The sequence below is a fragment of the Nocardia sp. IBHARD005 genome, assembly GCF_052814245.1.
Window position 1 is genome coordinate 1,931,390 of the sequence record NZ_CP199935.1, and the last position, 23,482, is coordinate 1,954,871.

Below are 23,482 nucleotides of genomic sequence, written 5' to 3' on the forward strand. Positions count from 1 at the left end.
CTGGACGCGCGCACCGTTCCCGCTCGATTCGGGCTGTGCTGCCAGGGTGCGGTCGGGCAAGGCCCATCCTCACAGCACCAGGATGATCCGATCTCGGTCCTGCGGGTCGACGCGAATCGGAACCGTCTCTCCCACAACCATTCTCGGCTTGTGCACCGGCATCACATCCACCACGATCGTCCCGTGATAGCTCTCGGCCCCCGGCACGGTGAGCTCCACATCGAACTCGGTCAGCTCGCTCGCGTGATCGGTCCGGCTCAACGGATGCACCCCGTCGATCCGCGCCCACCCCTCCAGCCCGTGCTTGCGCAACCGCCGATCCGCCCGCGTCGGCATCGAAGCCCACGTCATCGCGATCCCGCACGCCGAGCCGAACAACCCGACCATGATCATCACCTGATACGGCGCCGTGCCCGGCGGTGCGTGCGGTGCCAACCACGCCAGCCACACCGCGAGCGCGATCAGATACCCCGCCACGACGCCGATCAGCGCCCGGAATACCCGCTCATGATCCATCTCGCTCACCACCCGCAAGTCGGTGTTCCTCCAGGGTAAGCGTCGCGCGGCCGCCGCGATTACGCTTGGCCGATGAGCTATCCGCCCCAGGGCTATTACCCACGCCCGCCCGAGCATCCCGAGTCGAACACGGTCCTCATTCTCGGCATCCTCGGACTTGCCCTGTGCGGCTTCTGCGCCCCATTCGCCTGGCTGAAGGGTCGCAAGGTCGTGGCCGAGATCGATGGCTCCGGCGGACAGTTCGGCGGCCGCTCGCAGGCCAACGCGGGTTACATCATGGGCATCGTCGGGACCTCTGTCCTCGGCCTGTACGTCGTGCTGACGATCGGTGTCGTGATCCTCCTGGCGGCGACGGCCGATTCCTCGACCTACTGAGCCCCCACCTAGCATGGCCGGGTGAATGAACAAGAGGTCGCGGGCCCGACCGAGTGGGGCGAGCACCCGCACGGCCTCGGTCCGTGGGCGCAGGAATACGACACCCCGGTCCCCACCGACGCCCGCTACGACCCCGTCCTGCTGGCCGAGGGCGACCGCCGCAATGTCGTCGACGCCTACCGCTACTGGACCCGCGAGGCGATCGTCGCCGACATCGACGCCCGCCGGTTCCCGTTCCACGTGGCCATCGAGAACTTCGGCCACGACGCCAATATCGGCACCGTTGTGCGCACCGCCAACGCCTTCGCCGCCGCGGCGGTGCACATCGTCGGCAGGCGGCGCTGGAACCGCCGCGGCGCCATGGTCACCGATCGCTACCAGCACCTCGTCCACCACAGCGACCTCGCCGAACTGCGGGAGTTCGCCGCGCGCGAGGGGCTGACGGTGGTAGCCGTCGACAACGTGCCCGGCGCGGTCCCACTCGAAACCGCCGACCTGCCACGCGAGTGCCTGCTGCTGTTCGGGCAGGAGGGCCCCGGCGTCAGCGACGACGCGAAAGACGCAGCGGCGCTGACTGTTTCGATTGCCCAGTTCGGCTCCACCCGCAGCATCAACGCCGGTGTCGCCGCGGGCATCGCCATGCACGCCTGGATCCGTCAACACGCCGATCTGTCCGCGGCCTGGTAACGGAATGGGCACGGATTGTCGGTACCACCTGGCACCATGGAGCCATGACCTCGCGCAGCGGCCGGCGCCCCCAGCCCTCTGATCGTGCCGGATCCGTGCCCACCCCGGCGCTGTGGTCCGAGCGTGCCGATATGGCCGAGTCCGCGATCGTCTCGCGGCACCTGCGCATGCTGTGGGGTTGTCCGGGAACGGAATTGGGTGTTGTCGGCTGGCCGGCGACCCGCCGCGAACGGGCCTTCGCGGGCTGGCACTACTGGTGGCAGGCCCACCTGCTCGACGTGGCGGTCGACGCCGCCAACCGCGTCCCGACCCCCGCACGGCGCAGGCGCATCGGCGCTATCGCCCGCGGCATCCGGCTGCGCAACATCACCGGCTGGACCAACCGCTACTACGACGACATGGCCTGGCTGGCCATCGCCCTGGAACGCGCCGAGCGCACCCAGGAGCTCACCTCGGCCCGCAGTGGACTCCTCGCCCTCGAACAGAAGCTTTATGGCGCCTGGGAACCAGAGGTCGGCGGCGGCATTCCGTGGCGGATCAAATCGGACTTCTTCAACGCGCCCGCCAACGGCCCGGCGGGCATCGCGCTCTTACGCCTCGGCCGCGTGGAGCGCGCGCGAGAGATGGCCGACTGGCTCGACGCCACCCTCCGTGACCCCGAATCCGGCCTGATCCTCGACGGTATCCACCTACCCTCCGGTGAGATCGAACGCCCCGTGTTCAGCTACTGCCAGGGTGTCGTCCTCGGTTTGGAGGCCGAGCTGGCCGTGCATACCGACGACGACGCCCGGCACATCGCACGGGTGAGCACCCTGCTGTCCGCCGTGGAAGAACACATGACCACCCGCCTGGTGATCAATGGTGGCGGCGGCGGTGACGGTGGTCTGTTCAACGGCGTGCTGGCGCGCTATCTCGCGGTGGTCGCCCTGATGTTGCCGGGCGAGGGCAAGCAGGCCGACACCGATCGGCGCACCGCCGCGGCCATCGTCAAAGCCTCGGCCACGGCCGCCTGGGCCAATCGGCTAGAGGTGGAGGGCGAGCCGCTGTTCGGGCACGACTGGAGCAAACCGGCCCGGCTTCCCGGCGGCACCGCGGGCGCGGGCAAGTTCACCGCGGGCGGTTCGGTGACGGCCTCGGCTGTGCCGGAACGCGACTTATCCGTGCAGCTGTCCGGCTGGATGCTGATGGAAGCGGCCTACCAGGTCAGCGCGGCCGGACTGTAACTCAGCGCTCGGCGTCGGCCGTGATGCTGGGCTCGAGGTCGTAATCCTCGACCGGCTTCGCCATCTCCTGGCGGTAGTGCCGGATACCGAGCACGGTGCCGATGATCAGACCGACGATCAGCGTGCCGATCACGGCGGGCATGAGCCACGGCACTTGCTCGAGGAACTCGCCCGCGTAATACCCGATCAACAACAGCACCGGCGCCCAGATGATCGCGCCCAGCGTGCTGGCGACGGTGTAGCGCCGATGATCCATCCCGGCCGCGCCCGCCACCATCGGGCACAGTGTGCGCACCCACGGAATCCAGCGGGCCACGAGCACCGCGAGGAACCCGTGCCGTTCGAGCAGATCGGTGACCTTGGCCAGATTCCTGGTGTTGATGTAGCGGCCGTTCTTGCGCGCCACCACGCGATGCCCGGTACGCGCCCCGACGACATAACCCACTTGATTACCCGCGATCGCCGCGAGCATTGTGCCCACCGACAACGCCCAGACCTGCGCTTCGCCATTGGCGTGCGAGGCCAGCACGATGCCTGCGGTGATCAGCATCGAATCGCCGGGCAGGAACAGTCCGATGATGAACGCACATTCGAGAAAGACGAAAACGAGCACCACCGTGCAGACCACAGCGGGGCCTGCCGAGATCAGCGGATCGAAGCTACCCATAGCGAGGGTCGACGGTACTGCGGTCACGCCGGATCAGTGCGTCTCGTTCGTCGAAGCCGCCAGCTCGCCGCTCTGCGCCGGCGTGGCCGGTGCGTTGCGGCGCTCGAGCACCTTCTTACCGACCGTGATGATCGCGGGCAGGATCGAGACGAACACGATCAGCAGGAAGATCGCTTCGACGTGGTCGCGGATGAACGGCACATTGCCGAGGAAGTAGCCGATCACCGTGACGCCGCCACCCCACAGCACCGCGCCGACGATGTCGAACGCCACATACTTGCGGTAGCTCATCTGCGACACACCGGCCAGCACCGGCATGAACGTGCGCACGATCGGCACGAACCTGGCCAGGATGATGGTCTTGGGGCCGTGCTTCTCGAAGAACTCGTGCGTCTCGGTGACGTAGTGCTTCTTGAAGAAGCGGCTGTCTTCCTTCTTGAAGATGGCCGGACCGATCTTGCGGCCGATCCAATACGCACACTGGTCGCCGGCGAATGCGGTGAGAATCACCAGCGGCACGAGCACCCAGATCGAGAGGGTCGAGCCCGGCTGCGCCGCGAGCATGCCGCCGGTGAACAGCAGCGAGTCACCGGGCAGCAACGGGAACAGCAAACCCGTCTCGATGAACACAATCGCCAGGATGGCCGGTAGCACCGCGTTCTTCAGCCAGGTTTGCTGGAGTAGATACATCGGGTCCAGCAACTGGGTCAACGCAAGGTTGTTCGTCACCGCATCGGATACCGCCAGCAAAGTCACGGCCCCCACAGTACCGGTCCGATCTGTGACATGAGTGCCCTGCGGGTGAACCTCGCCACCCGGTGATACCGCTCTCGCCTTCCTGAGAGCACCACCGAGACACTGTGCCCGCCGCGTCCAGCCCGAGCCTGAATCCTACCGATCGAGAGCCTGGGTTCCGTCTGGCTGTCCGCGTTCAATCACGACAGTGGCCTGTGTCACACTCCTCGATGATGGGCCGCCACACCACTTTCCGATACTGCCTCGACCCCACCGTCGAGCAGTCCGACGTGCTCGCGCGGCATGCCGGTGCGTCCCGGTTCGCGTTCAACCAAAGTCTCCACTTCGTCAGAACCGCCCTCGACCACCGCAAAACCAACCCGCAACACCCGGTCCCCTGGAACCGGTTCGACCTGATCAACGCATTCAACGCCTGGAAGAAGACCGAAGCCGCTGGACGAGTCTTCGCCGTCTGCCCCGACGGAGTCGCAGAGATCCAGGTAACCGGGTTGAAGTGGCGCACCCAGGTGTGCCAGCAAGTATTCGAAGAGGCCGCCGTGGACTGCGGACGCGGCCTGGCGGCGTTCTCGGACTCCCGTACCGGTAGGCGCGCGGGTCAACGGGTCGGGTTCCCCCGCTTCAAGAAGAAGCACAAGACCACGCCATCGTTCCGGATCCGCAACAAACACCCCAAAGGCGGACGGTCGACGGTCCGGGTCGGCGACAACGACACCGCCCGGTCGGTGACCCTGCCCGGAATCGGTGTGATCCCGTCGCCAACAGGCTGGTCAAAACCCACGACCGGCTTGTGATCGAAGATTTGAACGTGGCGGGGGCGCTCGGCAATCATCATGTGGCTCGCGCGATCAGCGACGCCGGATGGGCCGACTTCGCCCGGCTGTTGACCTACAAACAGGCGTGGCGTAGCGGCACGGTCGTCACCGCGGACCGGTGGTATCCGTCGAGCAAGCGGTGTTCGGCCTGCGCGACGATCAACCCCACCCTGACGTTAGCGGATCGGATATTCGTCTGCGGGTGTGGGTTTCGAGCCGACCGTGACCACAACGCGGCGATCAATCTTGCCGTGTGGCCGACGACTGACCAGAGCTTTCCACGATCCCCGGACCCCCGCGCAGGGGGCCGGGTCACCAATGTCCGCCGACGGGAAGGCGCTGACCGAAACCCTCTGGGCATCGGTGAAACCGTCCCGGTCGACGCGGGAACCGATACTCACACCACGCCTGGTGTGAGCTGCGGACGCCCGGGAAGGGCGGTGTCCGGATGCAAACAAGTGTTCGGACACGCTGTAATTTAGGGTGTGGCCTGACAGAATGTTTATGTTCCCCACAAGACGGAGGTCACTGCTGTGCCTATCGCGACCCCGGAGGTCTACGCCGAGATGCTCGGCCGGGCCAAGGCGCACTCGTTCGCGTTCCCGGCTATCAACTGCACTTCGTCGGAGACGATCAACGCCGCCATCAAGGGCTTCGCCGACGCGGGCAGTGACGGCATCATCCAGTTCTCCACCGGTGGCGCCGAGTTCGGTTCGGGCCTCGGTGTGAAGGACATGGTCACCGGCGCGGTGGCACTGGCCGAGTTCGCGCACATCGTCGCCGCGCGCTACGACGTGACGATCGCGCTGCACACCGATCACTGCCCCAAGGACAAGCTGGACACCTACGTGCGTCCGCTGATCGCGATCTCGCAGGAGCGCGTGAACAACGGCCTGAACCCGCTGTTCCAGTCGCACATGTGGGACGGCTCGGCCATCCCGATCGACGAGAACCTCGAAATCGCCAAGGAACTGCTGAAGGCCTGTCAGTCGGCCAACATCATTCTCGAGGTCGAGATCGGTGTCGTCGGCGGCGAGGAAGACGGCGTCGAGGCCGAGATCAACGACAAGCTCTACACCTCGCCCGAGGACTTCGAGAAGACCATCGACGCGCTGGGCGGTGGCGAGAACGGCAAGTACCTGCTCGCGGCCACCTTCGGCAATGTGCACGGTGTGTACAAGCCGGGCAACGTGGTGCTCAAGCCCGAGGTGCTGGCCGAGGGCCAGCGCGTCGCGGCCGCCAAGCTCGGCCTGGCCGCGGGTGCGCAGCCGTTCGACTTCGTCTTCCACGGTGGCTCGGGCTCGCTGAAGTCCGAGATCGAGGACTCGCTGCGCTACGGCGTGGTGAAGATGAACGTCGACACCGACACCCAGTACGCCTTCACCCGCCCGATCGCCGGTCACTTGTTCGCCAACTACGACGGTGTGCTGAAGATCGACGGTGAGGTCGGCAACAAGAAGGTCTACGACCCGCGCAGCTACCTCAAGAAGGCCGAGACCTCGATGGCCGAGCGCGTGGCCGAGGCCTGCAACGACCTGAAGTCGGCCGGTCGCTCCGTCAGCGGTTCCTGATTTTCGCACCAGCAAACGGGGCCCGAGCTCATGAGTCTTGATGTCCGTGTGCTCGGGCCCGTCCGATTGCTCGTCGGCGGTGAGCCGGTAGCGGTCGGCGGGCCCAAGCCGCGCGCTCTTCTTGCCGCGCTCACCGTCAACAGGCGGCGCGCGGTGTCTTCTGCTGTGCTTGCCGAGATGGTCTGGAACGAGGATCCACCGGATTCCTACGCCGCCAGTCTGCAGGTGTTCGTGTCGAACATCCGCAAAGCGCTGCGCAATGCGGGGATCGATTCGGCGCAGGTATTGCGGACCGAGGGTGCGGGGTATCGGCTCGAAATCCCGGATACCGCCTGTGATCTCGGACGGTTCGAGAGCGCGCGCGAAGCGGGTTCGAGGTGTCTCGACGTGGGTGACCACCCCGGTGCCGCCAATCTCTTCGGCGCGGCACTGCGGGAATGGACCGGGCGGGCGCTGGCCGACCTGGCCGGATTGCAGTTCGCCGACGGTTTTGCCACCGCGATGAACGAGGAACGGCTACTCGCCGTTTCCGCCCGCGTGGACGCTGAGATCGCCTGCGGTCGGGCGTCTTCGGTGATCGGCGAGTTGGTGTCGATGACCAACGAGCATCCGCTGCGCGAGCCGCTGTGGGGACAGTTGATCACCGCGCTGTCTCTGTCCGGGCGGCAGGCGGACGCTCTGGAGGCGTGCCGGCGGGTGCGTGGGGTGCTGGCCGAGGAACTGGGGATCGATCCCGGCGCGGCCTTGATCGAGCTGGAGCAGCGGGTTCTGCGGCAGGAACCGTTGAATGTGTTGGCGTCCAGGCGATCTGATCAGGTGGCCGCGGCGATGACCGAGACCGTCACCGAGGTGCCGCAGTCGATCCGCAACGGCAATCTGCGTTTCGCCGACGGCCGCACGCTGCCGATTCCCCACGGCGGCATCAGGATCGGCCGCATGACCGATAACGAACTGGTCCTCGATGATCCGAAGGCCAGCCGGTATCACGCGCACATCATGCCGAGCCGGGCCGGTCTGCTGATCAAGGATCTGCACTCCGCCAACGGGGTTTATGTGAACGAGGTGCCGATCGACAATGGCGCGCTGTTGGCCGATGGGGACGTAATCCGTATCGGCGGAACCGTTTTGATCTTTATCGCCGTGGCGTAGCGGCTGCCCGCTGAATTCCCGGGGCGGCGGTCAGGTCAGCCGGATCTCAGCCACTGCCCGGCCGAAGAGCTTGCGGCCCTCGGAAACTCCGCTCAACAGCACCGTCGCCGCGCGGCGACCGGGATCGACCGACTTGATCTTTCCGGAGAACTCGATCACGCCGGCTTCGGCGGGCGGAACCGGAACGAACCCCGAGAACCGGACGCTCAGCTTCTCGATGGCAGTCGGGTCGCCCAGCCAATCGGTCAGGTACTGCGCGGCCAGGCCCATGGTGAGCAGGCCGTGGGCCACCACGGTGGGCAGCCCGGCCAGCTCGGCGGCGCGGTCGCTGTAGTGGATCGGGTTGGGGTCGCCGGAGACGCCCGCGTAGTTGGCCAGGTCGCCGCGGGTCAGGCGGGCGGTGGCGGGCGGGAGCTCGGTTCCCTTTGCCAGGGTGTCGAATTCGGGGGTGGTGTTGACCGCGACGGGTTCGCGCGCGAGCAGCTCGGGGGCGGGGCCGGTGCGGCGGATCAGCACGTCGCCGGTGTCGGTGACGGTGTCGGGGCGGGGCTGCATGCTGATGTTCTCGACGGCCTCGACGATATTGGCGTCGACCTCGATGCCGCGGCGGGCCACGATCGTGGTGGTGCCCTGCACGGCGACCTGGTCGTGCTGGTTGCGCAGCTTGAAGCCGACGTTGATGAAGTCGTTGTCGCCGAACTGACGGATCGACTCGATCTCGATCTCGGTGCTGATCCGGTCGCCGGCCAGCATCGGGTGGAACAGCTCGAAGACCTGGTCGGTCTGCAGCACCTGCGACAGGTCGTACTCGGTGAGCACGGTGTCGAGCAGGGCGCGGGTGGCGGTCATGCCGATCACCGAGGCGAAGGTCGGCGGGGCGATCACCCCGTCATAGCCGAGCTTGCGCGCGTCGACTTCCTGCTGATGGGCGGGGTGCAGATTCTGCACCGCCCTGGCGAATTCCCGGATCTTCTCGCGGCCGATTTCGTAGTGATCGCGGAACCCGAAGCGCTGACCAACCAGCGTCGCATCCGGGACCACAGCGTCGATGTCCGGCTGCTCCACTGTCTGTTCCCTGCTCATGATCCGGAAAACTTTACTTGTTTACCCATCTGGATCACCAGTTATGTGTGACCCGTCATAGCAGTCAGATGTGTCCGCTACGACGGGTCAACGCACGATCAGGGGGTACCCGCGGGGTCGCACACCTTCCAGCTACCGTCGGTGCGCTGCAGGTCGAACGTCCGCGCGGTCCGCTTCGACGGATCCGCCGTGGTGTACACCGTGGCCTGGGCCAGCGCGGTGTCGCCGGTGATCCGCACCGCGTCCACGCTGTCGACCACCGGAATGGAACCGCGCTCGGTCGAGACCTCGTGCACGCCCTTGAACTGTTCGGCAGTGATGTCCTGATAGAACGCGTGCAGCTCGCCACACGTGCTGGCCCGCAGGTCCTCGAGATCACCGCTGCGCAGTGCGTCGGTGTAGTCCCCGATGACCGCCTTCACCTGTCCTTCAGGCGAATTGTCGGCACCGCCTATCAACACCACCACTGCCGCGATCAGGGCGACCACCAGCACCGCGGCGCCACCGGCGGTGAGCAGCCACTTCTGTGACCGCTTCGCACCGGGTTCCGCGGGTGCCTCACCCGGCGTCCCGATTCGCTGGGGCGCTGCCACCTGTCGCTGCCCCTCCGCCAACTGCTGTGCGGGGCGAGTCGGCTGGATATCCGCGGGCGAAGGTGCCGATCCACCCGTGCGCTGCGGGGCACCCGGTCCGCGCGGCGGCGAAGGCTGCGTCTCCTCGACGCCCTGCTGCGCTGCACCGCGGGGGCCTTGTGGACCGGGGCCCGTCGGCCCCGCCCGGTCGGGGCCCTGTTGTCCGGGAACGGCAGGTCCAAGCTGCTCCGGTCCACCGGGACGGGGTCCTTGCTGATTGCGCGCCGCCGGTCCGAGCTGACCCGGACCCGCTGGCCCGTGCTGGCCGAGGCCTGCCTGCCCGTGCTGGGCCGGACCAGCCGGGGGCTGGCCCTGCCCGAACTGGCCGGGCCCGGCAGGCCCTTGTTGGCCGGCCTGGCGTGGCCCTGCCGGACCACGCGGCGTATTCGGCGGCGGGGTCATCGCGGGCCGTCCACCGGCAGGCGGCACCACCCGATCGGTTCCGCCCGGACCGGCGGTCTTCGGCTGCACCGGCATGGCGGTGGTCGGCGCATCCGCCGAGTTCGCCACGCGCATCGCCACGGTCTGATCCTCGGAAGCGGGACCGCCGACCTTCGGCCCAGCCGTTTGGAACTTCTCGGTCGCGTCGACGTCGACCGGTTTGTCGCCCCGCGGGTCACCCGCTCCCGCGACCTCGGACCAAGCGGCCCCTGATTGTGCGGCCGTGGCCGAGCCGGCCTCGGACCCCGCGTCTACAGCGGCAGTCGGATCACCCTTCGGACCGGCGGCGGCAGACACACTCGAAACAGCTTCGGCTGCGGTAGCTTCCGTGCCGTTTGTGTGGCTGTCACCGTCGTGTGCGCGCGTGCCAGGGCCGCGATCGGCGGTCGACATCGAGCTCCGCGGATCTGACGGATCGTCGGATCCGCTGCCCGCTGCCGCTGCGCCGGCGATCGAGCCGCGCGCGGTCGTGTCGCTCGGCGTGGATGCCTTGTCGGACTTCGCCTCCGAGGCCTCGGCTAGATCGGCCTTGTCCATCCCAGCGGTCGGCACATCCGCCTGCGCCGACTTCGCCTTGGCGCCACCGAACTTCACCGTTTGGTCATCGGCCGAACCGCCACGCCCCGCTGCCGGATTCCGCCCAGGAATCGACATCGCGGTCGTCGCTGCGTCCGGTCCGGCGAGGTCGGGGCCCTGCTCGTCATGAGGCCTCGGCCACGAAGAATCCGCCTGGTCGTCCCGGTTCCCGCCGGGCAGCCCTTGCACCAACCCAGCCAACGGCGACCCGGCACCAGCTGAATCCTGTTCCGCGCCTTGCCCACCCGGACTCGCGGGCGCGTTTGCTTGCCGACCGGCGGATGGCGATCCACCACCGGGCACGCTCACTCGCGGAGCACCACCCGGCCCGGCAGGTCGCGGTCCACCACTCACAGTGCCCGGTCCGCCGGTCGGCCGAGCGCCGGGCGTACCGGCATTTTCCCCGGCTCGGGGTCCACCGGCTTGCTGCGAACCTGGTCCGCGGCCCGCTTGCGGTCCACCCACCTGCTGCGGACCGGGTCGGCCGCTCGGTCCGTGTCCCGCTTGGGGACCACCGGTTTGCTGTGGACCAGGTCCGCGTCCCGCTTGCGGTCCGCCGCCCTGTTGCCCGCCGACCGGACCACCGGAGCGCGGTCCACCCTGACCCGGATGTTGTTGTGCACCAGGCACATTGCCCGGCCGACCTGAAGGTTGTTGCGCACCGGGCGCATTGCCAGGCGCTCCGGCGCCGGGACGCGTCCCGCCGGGCGTAAATCCTGGCCGACCCCATGCCTGCTGCGACCCCGGGCCCGAAGACTGTTGTGCACCGGGCACATTGCCCGGCCGCGCCGGTCCAACGCCGGGTGCGTTGCCGCCCGGCCGTCCACCGGCGGGGTTGCCCTGCGGTGCGCGAGGTCCACCTTGCGCAGCTCCACCCGCCCGAGTTCCACCGGGAGCATCGGGACCACCTGCGCGCTGAGGACCACCCGGCTGATCGCCCTGCCCCGCGGCAGGCTGCATCCCACCGGAGCGCGCGTCCTGCGCCCGCGCAGCGTCATCGGGCTGACCCGGCAGATCCCCGCGCCGAATCACCACCGTCTGATCCGCACCCACCGGCGGTCTCGTCGCGCGGTCCGGCTCGGTGACCGACTCCGGTGCGCCGGGAGGAGACGCGGACGAATCGTCACGCAGGCCGGGCGCGCCGGGACCGGCAGACTCCGCTGCCGGGTTGTTCTCGTCGGTCGGGTCGGACACCTCTGTACCCCTCGCTCAGGCTCGAACGTTGCACTCTGCGCTCAGCCTAATAGGCGCGGACGCGAAGCGGTCCCAAGTCTGTTGCGCATGGCCGTAGCGAAGGCGCGGGGGCGCGTGGGTGAGTGCTGCGGCGGGCGGGTCGGCGCCTGTCAGACCCTCGGTGCACAATGAACCCATGACCTCCTTCGGTGACCTGCTCGGACCGCAGCCGGTCCTCCTTCCCGAACTGACCGACGCCGAAGACGCCATTGCCGCGGGCACCGACCCTGTCGAGGTCGTCGCGCAATACCCGGCCGCTTCGATCGCATGGGCCCAGCTGGCAGAGGCCGCGCTGACGCGCGCCGGTGGCGAGGTGAACCACGACACCGTCGCCGCATACGCCTTCGCCCGCACCGGTTACCACCGCGGCCTCGACCTGCTGCGCCGCAACGGCTGGAAGGGTTTCGGCCCCGTTCCGTGGAGCCACGAACCCAACCAGGGCTTCCTGCGTAGCGTCGGCGCGCTGGCCGGCGCTGCGAAGACGATCGGCGAAACCGAGGAGTACGCGCGCTGCCTCGACCTGCTCGAGGACTGCGATCCGCGCGCGGCGAGCGAACTCGGCCTGGATTGAGTCAGTGGTCGGGTCCGAGCCGTAGGTGAGTCAGCACAAGCCTTTCGTCGCCGTCGCCACTCCGGTGGTCGCGGCCGCCAAGGTCACGACCGTCGGCCGGTACCGGGCGTCGATCGAACGCTTGCGGCTCTCGGCCATCCCGATCATCCAGTGCGCGCTCGGCGCCGCACTGGCCTGGTTCATCGCCCACGACCTCGTCCACCACGTCGAACCGTTCTTCGCGCCGACCGCCGCGGTGGTCTCCATCGGTATCTCGTTCGGTGCGCGAGTGCGCCGCTCGGTGGAGCTGGTGGTGGGTGTTGCGGTCGGCATCGGGATCGGCGACCTGTTCATCGCCCAGGTCGGGACCGGTGTCTGGCAGGTGGGCCTGGTGGTCGCCGGTGCGATGGCGGTGTCGGTGTTTCTCGGCAGCGGCGCGCTCATGACCATCCAGGCGGCGGGTTCGGCCGTGCTGGTCTCGACTTTGAATCAGGCGCCCGGCGCGGGCCCCAACCGCATGATCGACGCCTTGATCGGCGGACTCGTCGGCGTGCTGATGGTCGCGCTGATCCCACTGCACCCGGTGCGCCGCGCCCGCGAACACGCCGCCGACGTGCTGTCGGTGATGAGTAAGTCGATGATCGTCTGCGCCGACGGCCTGCTCGAGCAGAACTCGACGATGGTGTCGGACTCGCTGTCGGCGGTGCGTGACACCCAGCCCAAGATCGACGCGCTACGCGACGCGCTCGCGGGCGGCCGGGAGATCAGCCGAATATCGCCGCTGTACTGGAATTCCCGAAAACGCCTCGAACGCATCCAGAACGCGGCCGACCCACTCGACAACGCCGTCCGCAATACCCGTGTGCTGCTTCGCCGTTCGCTCACCCTGGTCCGCGACGACGAGGTCCTCGATCCGCGTTTGATCGAGCTGGTCGACCAGTTGGGCCACGCCACCGACGTGGTCCGCAAGATGATGCTGGCCGACCCGGGCGAGCAACCCGATCAGGCCGAAGCCCTCACGTCGTTGCGCAGCGTCGCCAAGGGTGCGCGCCCCGAACTCGTTGCCGGGGCGGGCTTGTCGGCGCATGTGGTGTTCGCGCAGATCCGTTCGACCGTGGTGGATCTGATGGTGGTGTGTGGGATGCAGCGCATCTCGGCGATCGCCCTGCTCCCGCCCACCGTGGCCAATCCGTATGTCCCGCCGGAGCAGGAGTAGGCGTACCTCCGCATTCGCTCCGGCCATGCGCGAAGGACTGAGGACCGCTGACGCGTCGGTGTCCCTTGGGTCAGTCGCCGACGGGGGAAACGCGGGGGCGCCCCGGTCGCAGCGAGAAACGCTTGCGGTCGAAGTCCCACGCCCGGTAGATCGGCCACTGCGAGGTGTGCATGATCCACGCGCCGGTGATCACCGCGCGATGGAACGGCACGATGTGGTAGCCCTGGTTGGCGATGGTCTGCAGGCCGCGCAGCTGGTACTTCCACCACACGTCAGGCGGGGTCTTGCGCCGCCGCGCGGAGATCTCGGCCCGCAACGTGGGCAGCTGGTCGATGCGCAGCTTCGCCTTCGACAGGCACAGTGCCAGATCGAGGTCTTCGTGCAGGTCACGGCGGGTGGTGGTGGCCGAACGCACCTGCTCCCACGCTGAGCGCCGGATCGCCATATTGGCACCGTGCACATTGCCGACGGGCTGGGTCTTGATCATCCCGAGCCGTTCCTGCCCGCCGATCACGGCGGCGAGGAAGATGCCGATCGGGGAGTCGTGATAGGTACTGATGCCGGTCACCGCCATGGTGTCGGCGTAGGAGTCGAGGTGGGCGCGCACGGTGGCGCCCCACTCGGGGGAGACGAGGGTGTCGGCGTCGATGCGGCCGAGGTAGTCGCCACGAGCCTTGCCGAAACCGGTGTTGCGAGCGAACGCGACGCCGGGTTGCGGCTCGGAGATCAGTTCGATCTTGGGAAAGCGGGCGGCGAGTTCGGCGACGATCTCGCGGGTGTTGTCGGTACTGCCGTTGTCGACGACGACGATCTCATCGATCGCATCCTGGCTGACAAGACGCTCGAGGCAGGCGGTGATGCCCGCTGCTTCGTCGAGCGCTGGGATGACGACGGACAGGACAGCGGACGATCCGGTGGAGCTCATACGCAATTTCCGTTCCAGGGTCGAGACTGACCCGAGGCTATCAACGCCAGAAACGGGTCAACTGGCTGCCGTAGGCAGCCCACACCTCTGGTACCCCCGACAGTTCGAACAATGCGTAAACGCCGTTGAAGAACACCTGACTCAGCGGGGTGAAGAAGATGACAGCGAACAGAATCAACATGCCGTAGGGCTTGAACTGATCGAGCGAGCGTCGCGTCTGGTAGCTCAGCGACGGCTCGATGATTCCGTAGCCGTCCAGCCCCGGCACCGGCAGAATGTTCAGCAGAAACGCCGTGATCTGCAGAAATGCCAGAAAACTGAGCCCGCACCAGAACGCGGGATGTTCGGCGACCGATCCGAAAGCCCGGATCACGATCAGCAGCACCACCGCGCACAGCGCGTTCGACGCGGGTCCGACCGCGCTCACCAGGCGCTGCACACTCGTCTTGAACCGGGTCGTGTCCACATACACCGCGCCACCGGGCAAACCGATCCCGCCGAGCGCGATGAACACCAGCGGCAGGCCGATCGACAGCACCGGGTGGCTGTATTTCAGCGGATTCAGCGTGAGATACCCACGCACCTCCACCTCGTGATCGCCGGCCCGCCACGCCACATACGCGTGGGAGAACTCGTGCAGGCACAAACTGATGATCCAGCCGAACACCACGAGCGCGAAGACGCCGACCTTGGCGCGCACCGACTCGATATCGGCGTCCCAGGCGAGTGCACCGCCGCCCACCGCGACCAGCACGATCAGCAGGAAAACCGGGCTCGGCCGCACCGCGCTGTGCCCGGTCCGCCGATCCGAGGGGAAGGAGTAAGTCATCGCACCAGTAACCAGGGTTGTTCGAATCGATAGAAGGTCGAGCGGGGCACGGTGCGTTCGGCGGTGATCCCGTCGCGGGTGACCACGGCTCCCGGGGTGCCGAGTTGGGCGGCGCGACCGGATACCCAGGTGCGCTTGCGCATGCCTTTGCGCACGCAGGCGCGGACACCGGGCATGGTCATCGTCGGCGAGATCAGCATCGTGGTGACCGTGCCGGTGAACAGCAGCGTGTCGTCGACATAGGCTTCGCCTTCGAGCTTGGCGTCGTCGACGCCGGTGATGCTCGCACGCCCGACCAGCACGGTGCCGGTGTCGTCGCGGATCAGCGGCGTCTCGATCGCCCTGCCCTCCACCGCTCGTTTCGCGGCGCCGTTACCGGTCCCGGTCTGATAGACCCGCGAGGCATAGGTCGTATCGACCGGCACGAAACCGACTTCGACATGCAACCGCTCGGTGCGCATCAAATGGGTGAGCACGGCCGCGAGCGAGGCGTCGGCGCCGAGCACGATCAGGCGCGGCAGGCTGTCGGCGGCCAGCACCGGCAGCAGTTCATCGATCACCGCGACATCGGGCACCCGCCCGGTCTGGGTGTTGGGTAAGGAGGACAGCGCGATCGGGACCGGCATATCACCGCATCGGAGAACGTGGGTACTCAAACTGCGGCACACCCTCCTCGGTCGAGCAAACTCACTGCCGACTGATAACCGTAACCGATCAGGGCAGGTGCGGTAGGCGGGGGTCGGGAGGCCTGCGACGGGGCAGGCCGACAGGACCTGATCAGGCGTCGGCTAGACTGTGTCTCCGGCCACCGCCTCAATACGGCAGGTAGCTGCAGTGCTGCGTGTGCTGCCGTCGATCTGTAGGAGACTCCGAAATGCCGGCAATCGTCCTCATCGGTGCCCAATGGGGCGACGAGGGTAAGGGCAAAGCTACAGACCTGCTCGGTGAGCGGTTGCAGTGGGTGGTCCGATACCAGGGCGGCAACAACGCCGGTCACACGGTAGTTCTCCCCAATGGCGACAAGTTCGCTCTGCACCTGATTCCGTCCGGCATCCTCACCCCTGGTGTCAAGAACGTCATCGGTAACGGTGTCGTCGTCGACCCGGGTGTGCTGCTCGACGAGCTCGCCGGTCTGGAAGAGCGCGGAGTCGACACCTCCGGTCTGCTGCTCTCCGCTGACGCGCACCTGATCATGCCGTATCACGTGGCCATCGATAAGGTCACCGAACGCTTCCTCGGCAACCGCAAGATCGGCACCACCGGTCGCGGTATCGGCCCCTGCTACCAGGACAAGGTCGCCCGCGTCGGCGTCCGGGTGGCCGACGTGCTCGACGAGAAGATCCTCACCCAGAAGGTCGAGGCCGCCCTGGAGTTCAAGAACCAGGTGCTGGTCAAGATCTACAACCGCCGCGCGCTCGACACGCAGCAGGTGGTGGACGAGGTGCTCGAGCAGGCCGAATCGTTCAAGCACCGCATCTCCGACACCCGGCTCGAGCTGAACCTGGCGCTCGAGCGCGGCGACACCGTGCTGTTGGAAGGCTCGCAGGGCACGCTGCTCGACGTCGACCACGGCACCTATCCGTTCGTCACCTCGTCCAACCCGACCGCGGGTGGGGCCGCGGTGGGTTCGGGCATCGGACCGAACAAGATCGACACGGTGCTCGGCATTCTCAAGTGCTACACCACCCGCGTGGGCTCTGGTCCGTTCCCGACCGAGCTGTTCGACAACTTCGGTGAGTTCCTGGCCAAGAACGGTGGCGAGGTCGGTGTCACCACCGGTCGTGCGCGTCGCTGTGGTTGGTTCGACGCGGTGATCAGCCGGTACGCCACGCGCGTCAACGGCGTCACCGACTACTTCCTCACCAAGCTGGACGTGCTGTCGGGCCTGGACACGGTGCCGATCTGCGTGGCCTACGAGATCGACGGCAAACGGGTCGAGCAGATGCCGACCACGCAGACCGAATTCCACCACGCCAAGCCGATCTACGAGGAGCTGCCGGGTTGGTGGGAGGACATCTCCCACGCCCGCACCTTCGAGGAGCTGCCCGCCAACGCGCAGGCGTACGTGCTCCGGCTGGAAGAGCTGTCGGGTGCGCGGATCTCGTGCATCGGGGTTGGGCCGGGTCGTGACCAGACGATCGTTCGGCACGACGTGTTGGCTTGATGTGAGGCTCACGACGTGTTGGCCTGATGTGAGGCTGGGGAACTAGTCGGGAGGTCCGGTGCCGGTTGCGGCGCCGGACCTTTTGTTTTGGTAGTCCCAGGCAGGTTTGACGCTGTGTTTGTTGGCGCGCTGGCGCGCGCGTGTCCGCGGCCCTGAGGGCCGCCGGTTAGCGCTCGAGACTAACGCCTTCGGCGTAGCGCTTTCGAGCGCTAACCGGCGACCCGGCCGCGGACCGGCCACTTCGTGGCCGCCGCTCCCTAGGGGTCGCGGGTGGGGGTTGGTAGTGCTGTCATGGCGGTTTTGGGGTGGGCGGTGTGGCTGGGGGTGCGGTAGCCCGGCGGGCCTGGGGTGGACGGTGTGGCTGGGTGTGTGTTGTGGTGGTCTTGGTCTTGGTCTTGGTCTTGGTCTTGGCCTTGGTTGTGGTTGTGGTCGTGGTTTTGGTGCTGGTCAGGGCGGTACGGGTTTATTGATGCTTACTGGCTATCGATTTGTAGCATCCGGCCGGCAAACGTTATCGTTCGCGGGCGATGCGCGGGGACGTGTCGCTTTCCTTGAGCTGGTTAGTGGGTGTCGGCGTGATTCGTCGGTCTGTCAATGTGAACTCTTCGACGGTGCGGCGGATTGCTCGCCCGGTTATCGGGGTGCTGCCGATGGCGTTGGCGGTTGCGTGCGCGGGTGTCGCTATCGCGGTGCCGCAGCCGGGCGTCACCGATCCGCCGGTGCAGCCGGGTGTCACCACCGAGTCGCCCGCTGACGAGGGCGGTCGCTCGGATCTGGCCAAGTTCGACGGCCCCGACACCCTCGGCCACCTGAACCCTGAGCGGTCGCGCCCGGTGCCCGAATACACTTCGCCCGCCCCGCCGATCGTCATCGAGGAACTCCACCTCCCGGAGCCGGTCGAGCCGGTGGCCCCGATCGCCCCGCCCGAGCGCACACTGCGCATCGGCGACTTCACCACCCCGGTCCCGGACGAGGTCCCGAACGACATCCTCGGCGATGTCAACGGCACAGCCGCGAACGTCGAAGCCGCCATCGCCACCCAGGGCCGCTCGGTCGGCATCAACCCGAGCCGCTCGGACAAGATCGCCGCGGCGACCGTCGGTGGCGCACTGGCCGGTGCCGCGATCGCGGGCGTTCCGGCTGCTGCCGTCGGCGCGGTCGGCGGCGGACTCGCCGGTGCTGTTCTCGGTGCCGGTGTCGGCTTCGCGGTGGGCGCCGCGGGCACTGCGGGCGCAGCCACGATTCTCGGTGCGGCGGCCGCGGTCCCGACCGCGGGCGTGGGCGCCTTGGCGGCGGCCGGTGTCGGCTTTGCCGCGGTGTGGCCGATCGCGGCCGCCAGCACCGGCGCGGGCGCTGCCATCGGTGCTGCGGCAGGTGCGGCGACCGGAGCCGCCGTTCTCGGCGTTCCCGCAGCCGCGGCAGGTGCCGTCGTAGGCGGCGTGCTCGGCAGCGGTTACGGCGCCACCCTCTGACTGGTCGTTAACCCAGCCCGCTAGCCGTGGCCCTCGGCATCAGCTGTCCAACCGGCGCAACTCCCGGTGACCCTGGTCGGCACCTTGCGGGTGGGGTGGGGGCTTCCCGCGACCTCGGTGAAGCGAACCTCCGACGCCTGCATGGCCACACCGTCGACGAGGTCGTTCACCGGATCGGCGCGGTCGTCGGTGGCGCTTCGCGCTGGCATACGCATCGCCCGGTCCCGTCGGAACTCCGGCCGGATCGGGCGCCCGGCGTAATCGGCCCGAACGGCACGGCCTGGCCGCGCCTCGCGAATACGCATCGCCCGGTCCCTTCGGAACTCCGGCCGGATCGGGCGCCCGGCGTAATCGGCCCGAACGGCACGGCCTGGCGTAATCGTGCGATCCGGCCGGAAGTGGCTCCGGGCGACCACCTCGGCGTCCGAATGCTCGCCGGGGTAGCGTCGAGACGGGTTTCGGATGGAGGTAGCTGATGGCTCTGCGACGTGGGTTGGCTTCGGCGGCTCTACTCGCGCTGGCGGTTCTGCCCGGATGCGCCGCTCAGGACGCCCCGGCTCCCTCGCCCAGCGCCGTCCCGGCGAGTTCGGCGCCACCGCCCGCGCAGACCCTCACCCCCTCGCAACAGCGCAACGAGCGCATTCGCGGGATGCTCTATACCGTCGGTTGCACGAGTAACAGCTGCGTCCAGGCCTACTTTGCCTGCCTGGACGGCTACCTCACCGGTGCGCCGTGCCAGTTCTTCCGCGATCACCCACCGCCACCCTGATCACCTTGTGCGGGTGAGGAATTCGCCGACAGCGGGGGCGAGGATCGAGATCTTCGGGTTGTGACTCACGCCGGGGAGCTCGGCGAACTCCGCGTTCGGCAGCACCTCGGCCGCGGCCTTCGAGCCCTTGATGAGCAGCGGTGCGGTCCGGTCGCCCGCGAGGACGAGCACCGGAACCTCGACACCCTGCCAGTCGGCCGGATCCAGCTTCTTCCCCTGCATGTACGGCTTCATCACCGCCCAGTCATGAGCGGTCGAATTCGACGTTGCCGCAAGCGTTTTCCAGAACGGTGTCATCCGCATCGCCGCCACCATGAGCAACGGGATCCCCATCGCCTTGGTCATGTAGTACCGCACGGTTTTCCCGCGCTCGCCCGCGGCGATCATCGGATGCAGCTTGGCTTCCAGATCCTTCGGCGGCACATGGCCTTTCGTGTCGACCGCGAACGGCGGCTCGAAAGCCACCACTTCGGTGACGCCGGGCACCGACTGCGCGGCCAGCAGCGCGAGCGCGGCTCCGGAGGACCAGCCGAACAGCGCCGCTTTCCCGCCCTCGGCCTCGACCAGCGCCGCGATATCGGCGATCTCGTTGGCCGCGTCGTACACGCCGGGGGAGTCGGTGCTGTCACCGCGCCCGCGCCGGTCGTAGTTCAGCACCGTCAGCCCGTAGTCGTCGGCCAGTGTCTGCGCGAGTTCGACCATCGTCGGGAACTCGCGGTAGCTGAACGCACCACCGATCAGGATGACGGTTCCGGCGGTGCCCTCACCGATCCGGTCGTAGGCGATCGTGGTGCCGTCGGCCGATGTCACAGTCTGCATGGGAATTCCTCTCGATAACGGGCCGCCGCGCTCGACGGTACGCGATCATCTCGACCGCAGGTCCGCGTGGGTTTCGCGGATCCGGCAGTTGGTCCGGACCGGGCGAGTCCGATCTTGCTCGTTGAGACGGGGGCCGTCGGAAGAATTCATCGGTTGCGACCCCGGATCCGGTGGGTCGCGCGCCCGCCCAGGCACCCGCGGCGGCCGATCGAGATGCCGATCAGAACAACATCGGCTCGCCGAACCCCGGCGTCCGTTCGATCTCCAGCAGCCGCGCTTTGGTGCCGATCCCGCCCGGTGCCGAGAACCCGTGCAGCGCGTGATCGGCCGCGAGCACCCGATGACACGGAATGATGAGCGGAACAGGGTTGCGTCCCAACGCTTGTCCAACGGCTTGCGCGGCGCCGGGAGCGCCGACGCGGTTGGCGATATCGCCGTAGCTGAGCGTGTGACCCGGGTCGATCTCGCGCGTCACCGCGTACACCGCGCGATGGAATTCCGGCACGCCCCGTAGATCCACTTCGATCCAGCGCAGCGAGTCGGCCGCCCCATCGAGGTGGGCGCGGATACCCGCGATCGCTTCGACGATCACCGGCCCCGGCGCACTCTCGGGCACCGCGGACCCATCGAACGGCCGGGTGATCCGTGCGAGGGTCTCCTCCTCGCTGGCCTCGGGTAGCTGGAACCGGACAACGGCGTCACCGTGCCAGGCGATAGCGCACAGCCCGATAGCGGTGTCGAACAGTGCCGAGACCACCGTCTCGGTCTGCGTCGAGTCACTCATGGTCACAGTGTGCGCCGACCCACCGACAAAGACACATTCACGCGGCGAGCGACCCCCGCTCCGTGTCGGTCGAGGCATTGTTAAGGCCAGTTTCAGGCAACTGGACTGCATCGTCACTGACTTCGTGCGCCCGTATCGCATCGAGATCCCGGAAGAGTCGCTGCTCGTCATAGGTGCCGAAAGCCCGGTCATGCGGCAGATATTGGAAGGGCCAGAAGGGCAGCTCGCCCTTTTTGGGCGAGAAGTAGTAGACCACCACCCCGAAGGCAACGGCAACGGCGAGGGCAAGGAAAGTGGTCATGTCAGGAATAATCCGCCAACTGGCCTTGCTTAGAAATATCCACTTAGGGAATACTGGACTTCATGGCGACAAGAGTGATCGGCGCAGCGGGCCTGGCTCGCGACCTCGGCCGGTGGCGTGACCCCGACACCGGCGGTGATTCCGAACGCCGCCCGCACCGGCCCGCCTACCTGGCCCTGGCCGAGGCCATCCGCCTGCTGATCCACGACGGTCGCGCCCCGCTCGGCGTCGCGCTGCCCAGTGAGCGCGATCTGGCGGGCACCCTCGGCGTCAGCCGCACCACCATCACGTCCACGTATTCGCTGCTGCGTGAACACGGCTACCTGATCAGCCGCCAGGGTTCCCGCAGCACCGTCGCGCTGCCGCCGGTGATCCAGCACGACGGCGCCAAGCCCAGCCGCGGCATCATGCCCCTGATGGCGCAGCCGGAACTGCCCACCATCGACCTGACCTACGCCGCGATGCCGGCCTCCCCGGAGCTGCACGACGCGTATTCCATCGCACTGCAAGGAATTCCGTCCTATCTCGGCACCCACGGTATGGACCCGGTCGGCATCCTCGCGCTGCGCGAAGCGCTGGCCCGCCGCTACATCGCCCGTGGCCTGCCGACGGAACCGGAACAGATCCTGGTGACTCTCGGTGCGCAACACGGACTTCGGCTGCTCCTCAACGTGCTCGCCGCACCCGGTGCGCGCGTCCTGATCGAACACCCCTCCTACCCGAACGCCATCGAAGCCATTCGCGACGTCGGCGCCCGCCCCATCCCGATCCCGCTGCGACCCGAATTCCCCGACGCCGGTTGGGATCTCGAAGGCTTACGCAGCACTGCGCGGCAAACCGCGGCCACCCTGGCCTACCTGGTTCCCGACTTCAACAACCCCACCGGGCTGCTGCTGGGCGCCGAGGGCCGCGCCGAACTGGCGGCTATCGCCCGCGACACCAGGATGACCGTCGTCGTCGACGAGTCGATGGGCGACCTGAACCTGTCGGACGGCTCGATGCCCCCGCCGGTCGCCGCGTTCGCGAAGGGCGCCGAGATCGTCACGATCGGATCGGCGTCGAAGTCGTTCTGGGGTGGCCTGCGCGTCGGCTGGATCCGCACCAATCAGCCCCTGATCACCAAGCTGCTCGGCATCCGCTCCACGGTCGACCTCGGCACCCCGGTGATGGATCAGCTCGCCACCGTCCACCTGCTCGAAAACGCCGAACCCATCCTCGAGCGCCGCCGCGAACAGCTACGCACCCAGCGCACCGCCCTGCTCGACGCCGTGGCCGAAGACCTCCCCGGCTGGCACATCGCGGTCGGCGCGGGCGGCATGTCGGTGTGGGCCCAGCTGCCGAGCCCGGTCTCCACCGCGCTCGCCGCCACCGCCCCCAACCACGGTGTATTACTCGCCGCTGGACCACGTTTCGGCGTTCAGGGCGCCTTCGAACGTTTCGTCCGGCTGCCCTACGCCCACCCCGAGGCCGACCTGCGCATCGCCGTCAAATCCATCGCCGCCGCCTACGACGCCCTCACGCCGCGCGCCGCCGACCCGCTCCAACCGCTCACCTGCTACTGAACGCGCACGGGTTGTACCCGGTGGCGACCGGTGCGGGGCGAACGGTTTCGTACCCGGCCCCGAACATGAACAGCACCGATGCCACCAACCCCACCGCGGTCAACGGCACCGCGACCGCGCTGCGTTCGGACGGATAGCGGAACAGCAGCACCAGCAAACACAGCAGCGAGAACGCGGCGGCCAGCAGCAGCCCGGTCGCGAGCCCGTTGAGCACACTCACCATCACCGGCACCGGTGCCTCACTGTGGCAATGGGTTTCGGCGTTATGCGGTTGACGGGTGTCGAACAATCCTTCGGCCAGGATGAAGCACAGCACCGCGGCGCCGAAGGTGATGACCGCGATGAGGGCGGCGAGCACCTTCGGTGGCGT

The 23,482-nt window shown here is 67.7% G+C and carries 27 protein-coding genes; 13 read left to right on the plus strand and 14 right to left on the minus strand.

All coding sequences use genetic code 11. The features are described 5' to 3' along the window. Positions 1–69 precede the first annotated feature (69 nt). Positions 70–516 carry a hypothetical protein gene (locus tag ACTWPB_RS09040; protein ID WP_446225220.1) on the minus strand — a complete coding sequence of 149 codons (447 nt, stop codon included), beginning with the start codon at positions 514–516 and terminating at the stop codon, positions 70–72. 72 nt (positions 517–588) lie between these two features. Between ACTWPB_RS09040 and ACTWPB_RS09045 the strand changes: the two genes are divergently transcribed. From ACTWPB_RS09045 to ACTWPB_RS09055, 3 genes are all read left to right on the plus strand, one after another. Next, positions 589–891, plus strand: coding sequence for a DUF4190 domain-containing protein (locus tag ACTWPB_RS09045; protein WP_446225221.1), 303 nt, complete (start codon positions 589–591; stop codon positions 889–891). Between the two features lie 21 nt (positions 892–912). After that, on the plus strand, positions 913–1,578 hold the full coding sequence (locus ACTWPB_RS09050) for a TrmH family RNA methyltransferase (RefSeq protein WP_446225222.1): 666 nt from the start codon (positions 913–915) through the stop codon (positions 1,576–1,578). A gap of 131 nt (positions 1,579–1,709) precedes the next feature. Then, positions 1,710–2,801 carry a glycoside hydrolase family 76 protein gene (locus ACTWPB_RS09055; RefSeq protein ID WP_446226275.1) on the plus strand — a complete coding sequence of 364 codons (1,092 nt, stop codon included), beginning with the start codon at positions 1,710–1,712 and terminating at the stop codon, positions 2,799–2,801. Between the two features lies 1 nt (position 2,802). Here ACTWPB_RS09055 and ACTWPB_RS09060 read toward each other — a convergent pair whose 3' ends face one another. Together ACTWPB_RS09060 and ACTWPB_RS09065 are read right to left on the minus strand one after the other, a co-directional pair. Beyond that, entirely contained in the window at positions 2,803–3,468 is a 666-nt protein-coding gene (locus ACTWPB_RS09060) for a DedA family protein (RefSeq protein WP_446226276.1), read from the minus strand. Between the two features lie 33 nt (positions 3,469–3,501). After that, on the minus strand, positions 3,502–4,158 hold the full coding sequence (locus ACTWPB_RS09065; protein WP_446226277.1) for a DedA family protein: 657 nt from the start codon (positions 4,156–4,158) through the stop codon (positions 3,502–3,504). A 260-nt stretch (positions 4,159–4,418) separates the two neighbouring features. On the opposite strand from ACTWPB_RS09065, the gene ACTWPB_RS09070 reads away from it, so the two are divergent. Genes ACTWPB_RS09070 through ACTWPB_RS09085 form a run of 4 tightly spaced genes read left to right on the plus strand, consistent with a single transcriptional unit; the run spans position 4,419 to position 7,756 of the window. Further along, the gene (locus tag ACTWPB_RS09070) at positions 4,419–5,015 is read left to right on the plus strand and encodes a helix-turn-helix domain-containing protein (protein ID WP_446225223.1); all 597 of its coding nucleotides are present in this window, start codon (positions 4,419–4,421) and stop codon (positions 5,013–5,015) included. A 14-nt stretch (positions 5,016–5,029) separates the two neighbouring features. After that, entirely contained in the window at positions 5,030–5,518 is a 489-nt protein-coding gene (locus tag ACTWPB_RS09075) for a zinc ribbon domain-containing protein (RefSeq protein ID WP_446226278.1), read from the plus strand. A 51-nt stretch (positions 5,519–5,569) separates the two neighbouring features. Continuing rightward, positions 5,570–6,607: a class II fructose-bisphosphate aldolase gene (gene fbaA, locus ACTWPB_RS09080; protein ID WP_446225224.1), complete on the plus strand. Its 1,038-nt coding sequence runs from the start codon at positions 5,570–5,572 to the stop codon at positions 6,605–6,607. A 30-nt stretch (positions 6,608–6,637) separates the two neighbouring features. Continuing rightward, a complete protein-coding gene (locus ACTWPB_RS09085) occupies positions 6,638–7,756 on the plus strand; it encodes a BTAD domain-containing putative transcriptional regulator (protein ID WP_446225225.1) in 1,119 nt (372 codons plus the stop codon). Positions 7,757–7,786: 30 nt separating this feature from the next. Here ACTWPB_RS09085 and ACTWPB_RS09090 read toward each other — a convergent pair whose 3' ends face one another. From ACTWPB_RS09090 to ACTWPB_RS09100, 3 genes are all read right to left on the minus strand, one after another. Beyond that, a complete protein-coding gene (locus tag ACTWPB_RS09090; RefSeq protein ID WP_446225226.1) occupies positions 7,787–8,839 on the minus strand; it encodes a fused (3R)-hydroxyacyl-ACP dehydratase subunits HadA/HadB in 1,053 nt (350 codons plus the stop codon). A 98-nt stretch (positions 8,840–8,937) separates the two neighbouring features. Next, positions 8,938–10,566 carry an Rv0361 family membrane protein gene (locus tag ACTWPB_RS09095; protein WP_446225227.1) on the minus strand — a complete coding sequence of 543 codons (1,629 nt, stop codon included), beginning with the start codon at positions 10,564–10,566 and terminating at the stop codon, positions 8,938–8,940. A 272-nt stretch (positions 10,567–10,838) separates the two neighbouring features. After that, a complete protein-coding gene (locus tag ACTWPB_RS09100; protein ID WP_446225228.1) occupies positions 10,839–11,453 on the minus strand; it encodes a hypothetical protein in 615 nt (204 codons plus the stop codon). 404 nt (positions 11,454–11,857) lie between these two features. Between ACTWPB_RS09100 and ACTWPB_RS09105 the strand changes: the two genes are divergently transcribed. After that, positions 11,858–12,292 (plus strand): DUF3151 domain-containing protein, encoded by a 435-nt coding sequence (locus ACTWPB_RS09105; protein WP_446225229.1) that lies wholly within the window; start codon positions 11,858–11,860, stop codon positions 12,290–12,292. Positions 12,293–12,356: 64 nt separating this feature from the next. Further along, on the plus strand, positions 12,357–13,487 hold the full coding sequence (locus tag ACTWPB_RS09110; protein ID WP_446226279.1) for an FUSC family protein: 1,131 nt from the start codon (positions 12,357–12,359) through the stop codon (positions 13,485–13,487). Positions 13,488–13,557: 70 nt separating this feature from the next. Here the strand turns inward: ACTWPB_RS09110 and ACTWPB_RS09115 are convergent, their stop codons facing one another. Genes ACTWPB_RS09115 through ACTWPB_RS09125 form a run of 3 tightly spaced genes read right to left on the minus strand, consistent with a single transcriptional unit; the run spans position 13,558 to position 15,867 of the window. After that, positions 13,558–14,412, minus strand: a complete 855-nt coding sequence (locus ACTWPB_RS09115) for a glycosyltransferase family 2 protein (RefSeq protein WP_446225230.1) — start codon at positions 14,410–14,412, stop codon at positions 13,558–13,560. Between the two features lie 40 nt (positions 14,413–14,452). Next, positions 14,453–15,241, minus strand: a complete 789-nt coding sequence (locus tag ACTWPB_RS09120; RefSeq protein WP_446225231.1) for a site-2 protease family protein — start codon at positions 15,239–15,241, stop codon at positions 14,453–14,455. Next, positions 15,238–15,867, minus strand: a complete 630-nt coding sequence (locus ACTWPB_RS09125) for a hypothetical protein (protein ID WP_446225232.1) — start codon at positions 15,865–15,867, stop codon at positions 15,238–15,240. The genes ACTWPB_RS09120 and ACTWPB_RS09125 overlap by 4 nt, the downstream gene beginning before the upstream one ends. Before the next feature lie 248 nt (positions 15,868–16,115). Here ACTWPB_RS09125 and ACTWPB_RS09130 point away from each other — a divergent pair, with 248 nt between their 5' ends. Further along, positions 16,116–17,405: an adenylosuccinate synthase gene (locus tag ACTWPB_RS09130; protein ID WP_378922748.1), complete on the plus strand. Its 1,290-nt coding sequence runs from the start codon at positions 16,116–16,118 to the stop codon at positions 17,403–17,405. A 650-nt stretch (positions 17,406–18,055) separates the two neighbouring features. Next, the gene (locus tag ACTWPB_RS09135) at positions 18,056–18,877 is read left to right on the plus strand and encodes a hypothetical protein (RefSeq protein WP_446225233.1); all 822 of its coding nucleotides are present in this window, start codon (positions 18,056–18,058) and stop codon (positions 18,875–18,877) included. Positions 18,878–18,897: 20 nt separating this feature from the next. Here the strand turns inward: ACTWPB_RS09135 and ACTWPB_RS09140 are convergent, their stop codons facing one another. Beyond that, a complete protein-coding gene (locus ACTWPB_RS09140; RefSeq protein ID WP_446225234.1) occupies positions 18,898–19,086 on the minus strand; it encodes a hypothetical protein in 189 nt (62 codons plus the stop codon). A 266-nt stretch (positions 19,087–19,352) separates the two neighbouring features. On the opposite strand from ACTWPB_RS09140, the gene ACTWPB_RS09145 reads away from it, so the two are divergent. Further along, positions 19,353–19,646: a hypothetical protein gene (locus ACTWPB_RS09145; protein ID WP_446225235.1), complete on the plus strand. Its 294-nt coding sequence runs from the start codon at positions 19,353–19,355 to the stop codon at positions 19,644–19,646. Here ACTWPB_RS09145 and ACTWPB_RS09150 read toward each other — a convergent pair whose 3' ends face one another. From ACTWPB_RS09150 to ACTWPB_RS09160, 3 genes are all read right to left on the minus strand, one after another. Further along, positions 19,647–20,465, minus strand: coding sequence for an alpha/beta fold hydrolase (locus tag ACTWPB_RS09150; protein WP_446225236.1), 819 nt, complete (start codon positions 20,463–20,465; stop codon positions 19,647–19,649). Positions 20,466–20,685: 220 nt separating this feature from the next. Continuing rightward, a complete protein-coding gene (locus tag ACTWPB_RS09155) occupies positions 20,686–21,249 on the minus strand; it encodes a methylated-DNA--[protein]-cysteine S-methyltransferase (RefSeq protein WP_446225237.1) in 564 nt (187 codons plus the stop codon). 37 nt (positions 21,250–21,286) lie between these two features. Next, a complete protein-coding gene (locus tag ACTWPB_RS09160; RefSeq protein WP_446225238.1) occupies positions 21,287–21,550 on the minus strand; it encodes a hypothetical protein in 264 nt (87 codons plus the stop codon). Positions 21,551–21,612: 62 nt separating this feature from the next. On the opposite strand from ACTWPB_RS09160, the gene yczR reads away from it, so the two are divergent. Further along, the gene (gene yczR, locus ACTWPB_RS09165; RefSeq protein ID WP_446225239.1) at positions 21,613–23,112 is read left to right on the plus strand and encodes a MocR-like transcription factor YczR; all 1,500 of its coding nucleotides are present in this window, start codon (positions 21,613–21,615) and stop codon (positions 23,110–23,112) included. On the opposite strand, the gene ACTWPB_RS09170 is transcribed toward yczR, so the two are convergent. Then, complete coding sequence (locus ACTWPB_RS09170; RefSeq protein ID WP_446225240.1) at positions 23,099–23,470, minus strand: hypothetical protein; 372 nt, start codon at positions 23,468–23,470, stop codon at positions 23,099–23,101. The two genes, yczR and ACTWPB_RS09170, sit on opposite strands and share 14 nt — an antisense overlap. Positions 23,471–23,482: the final 12 nt, after the last annotated feature.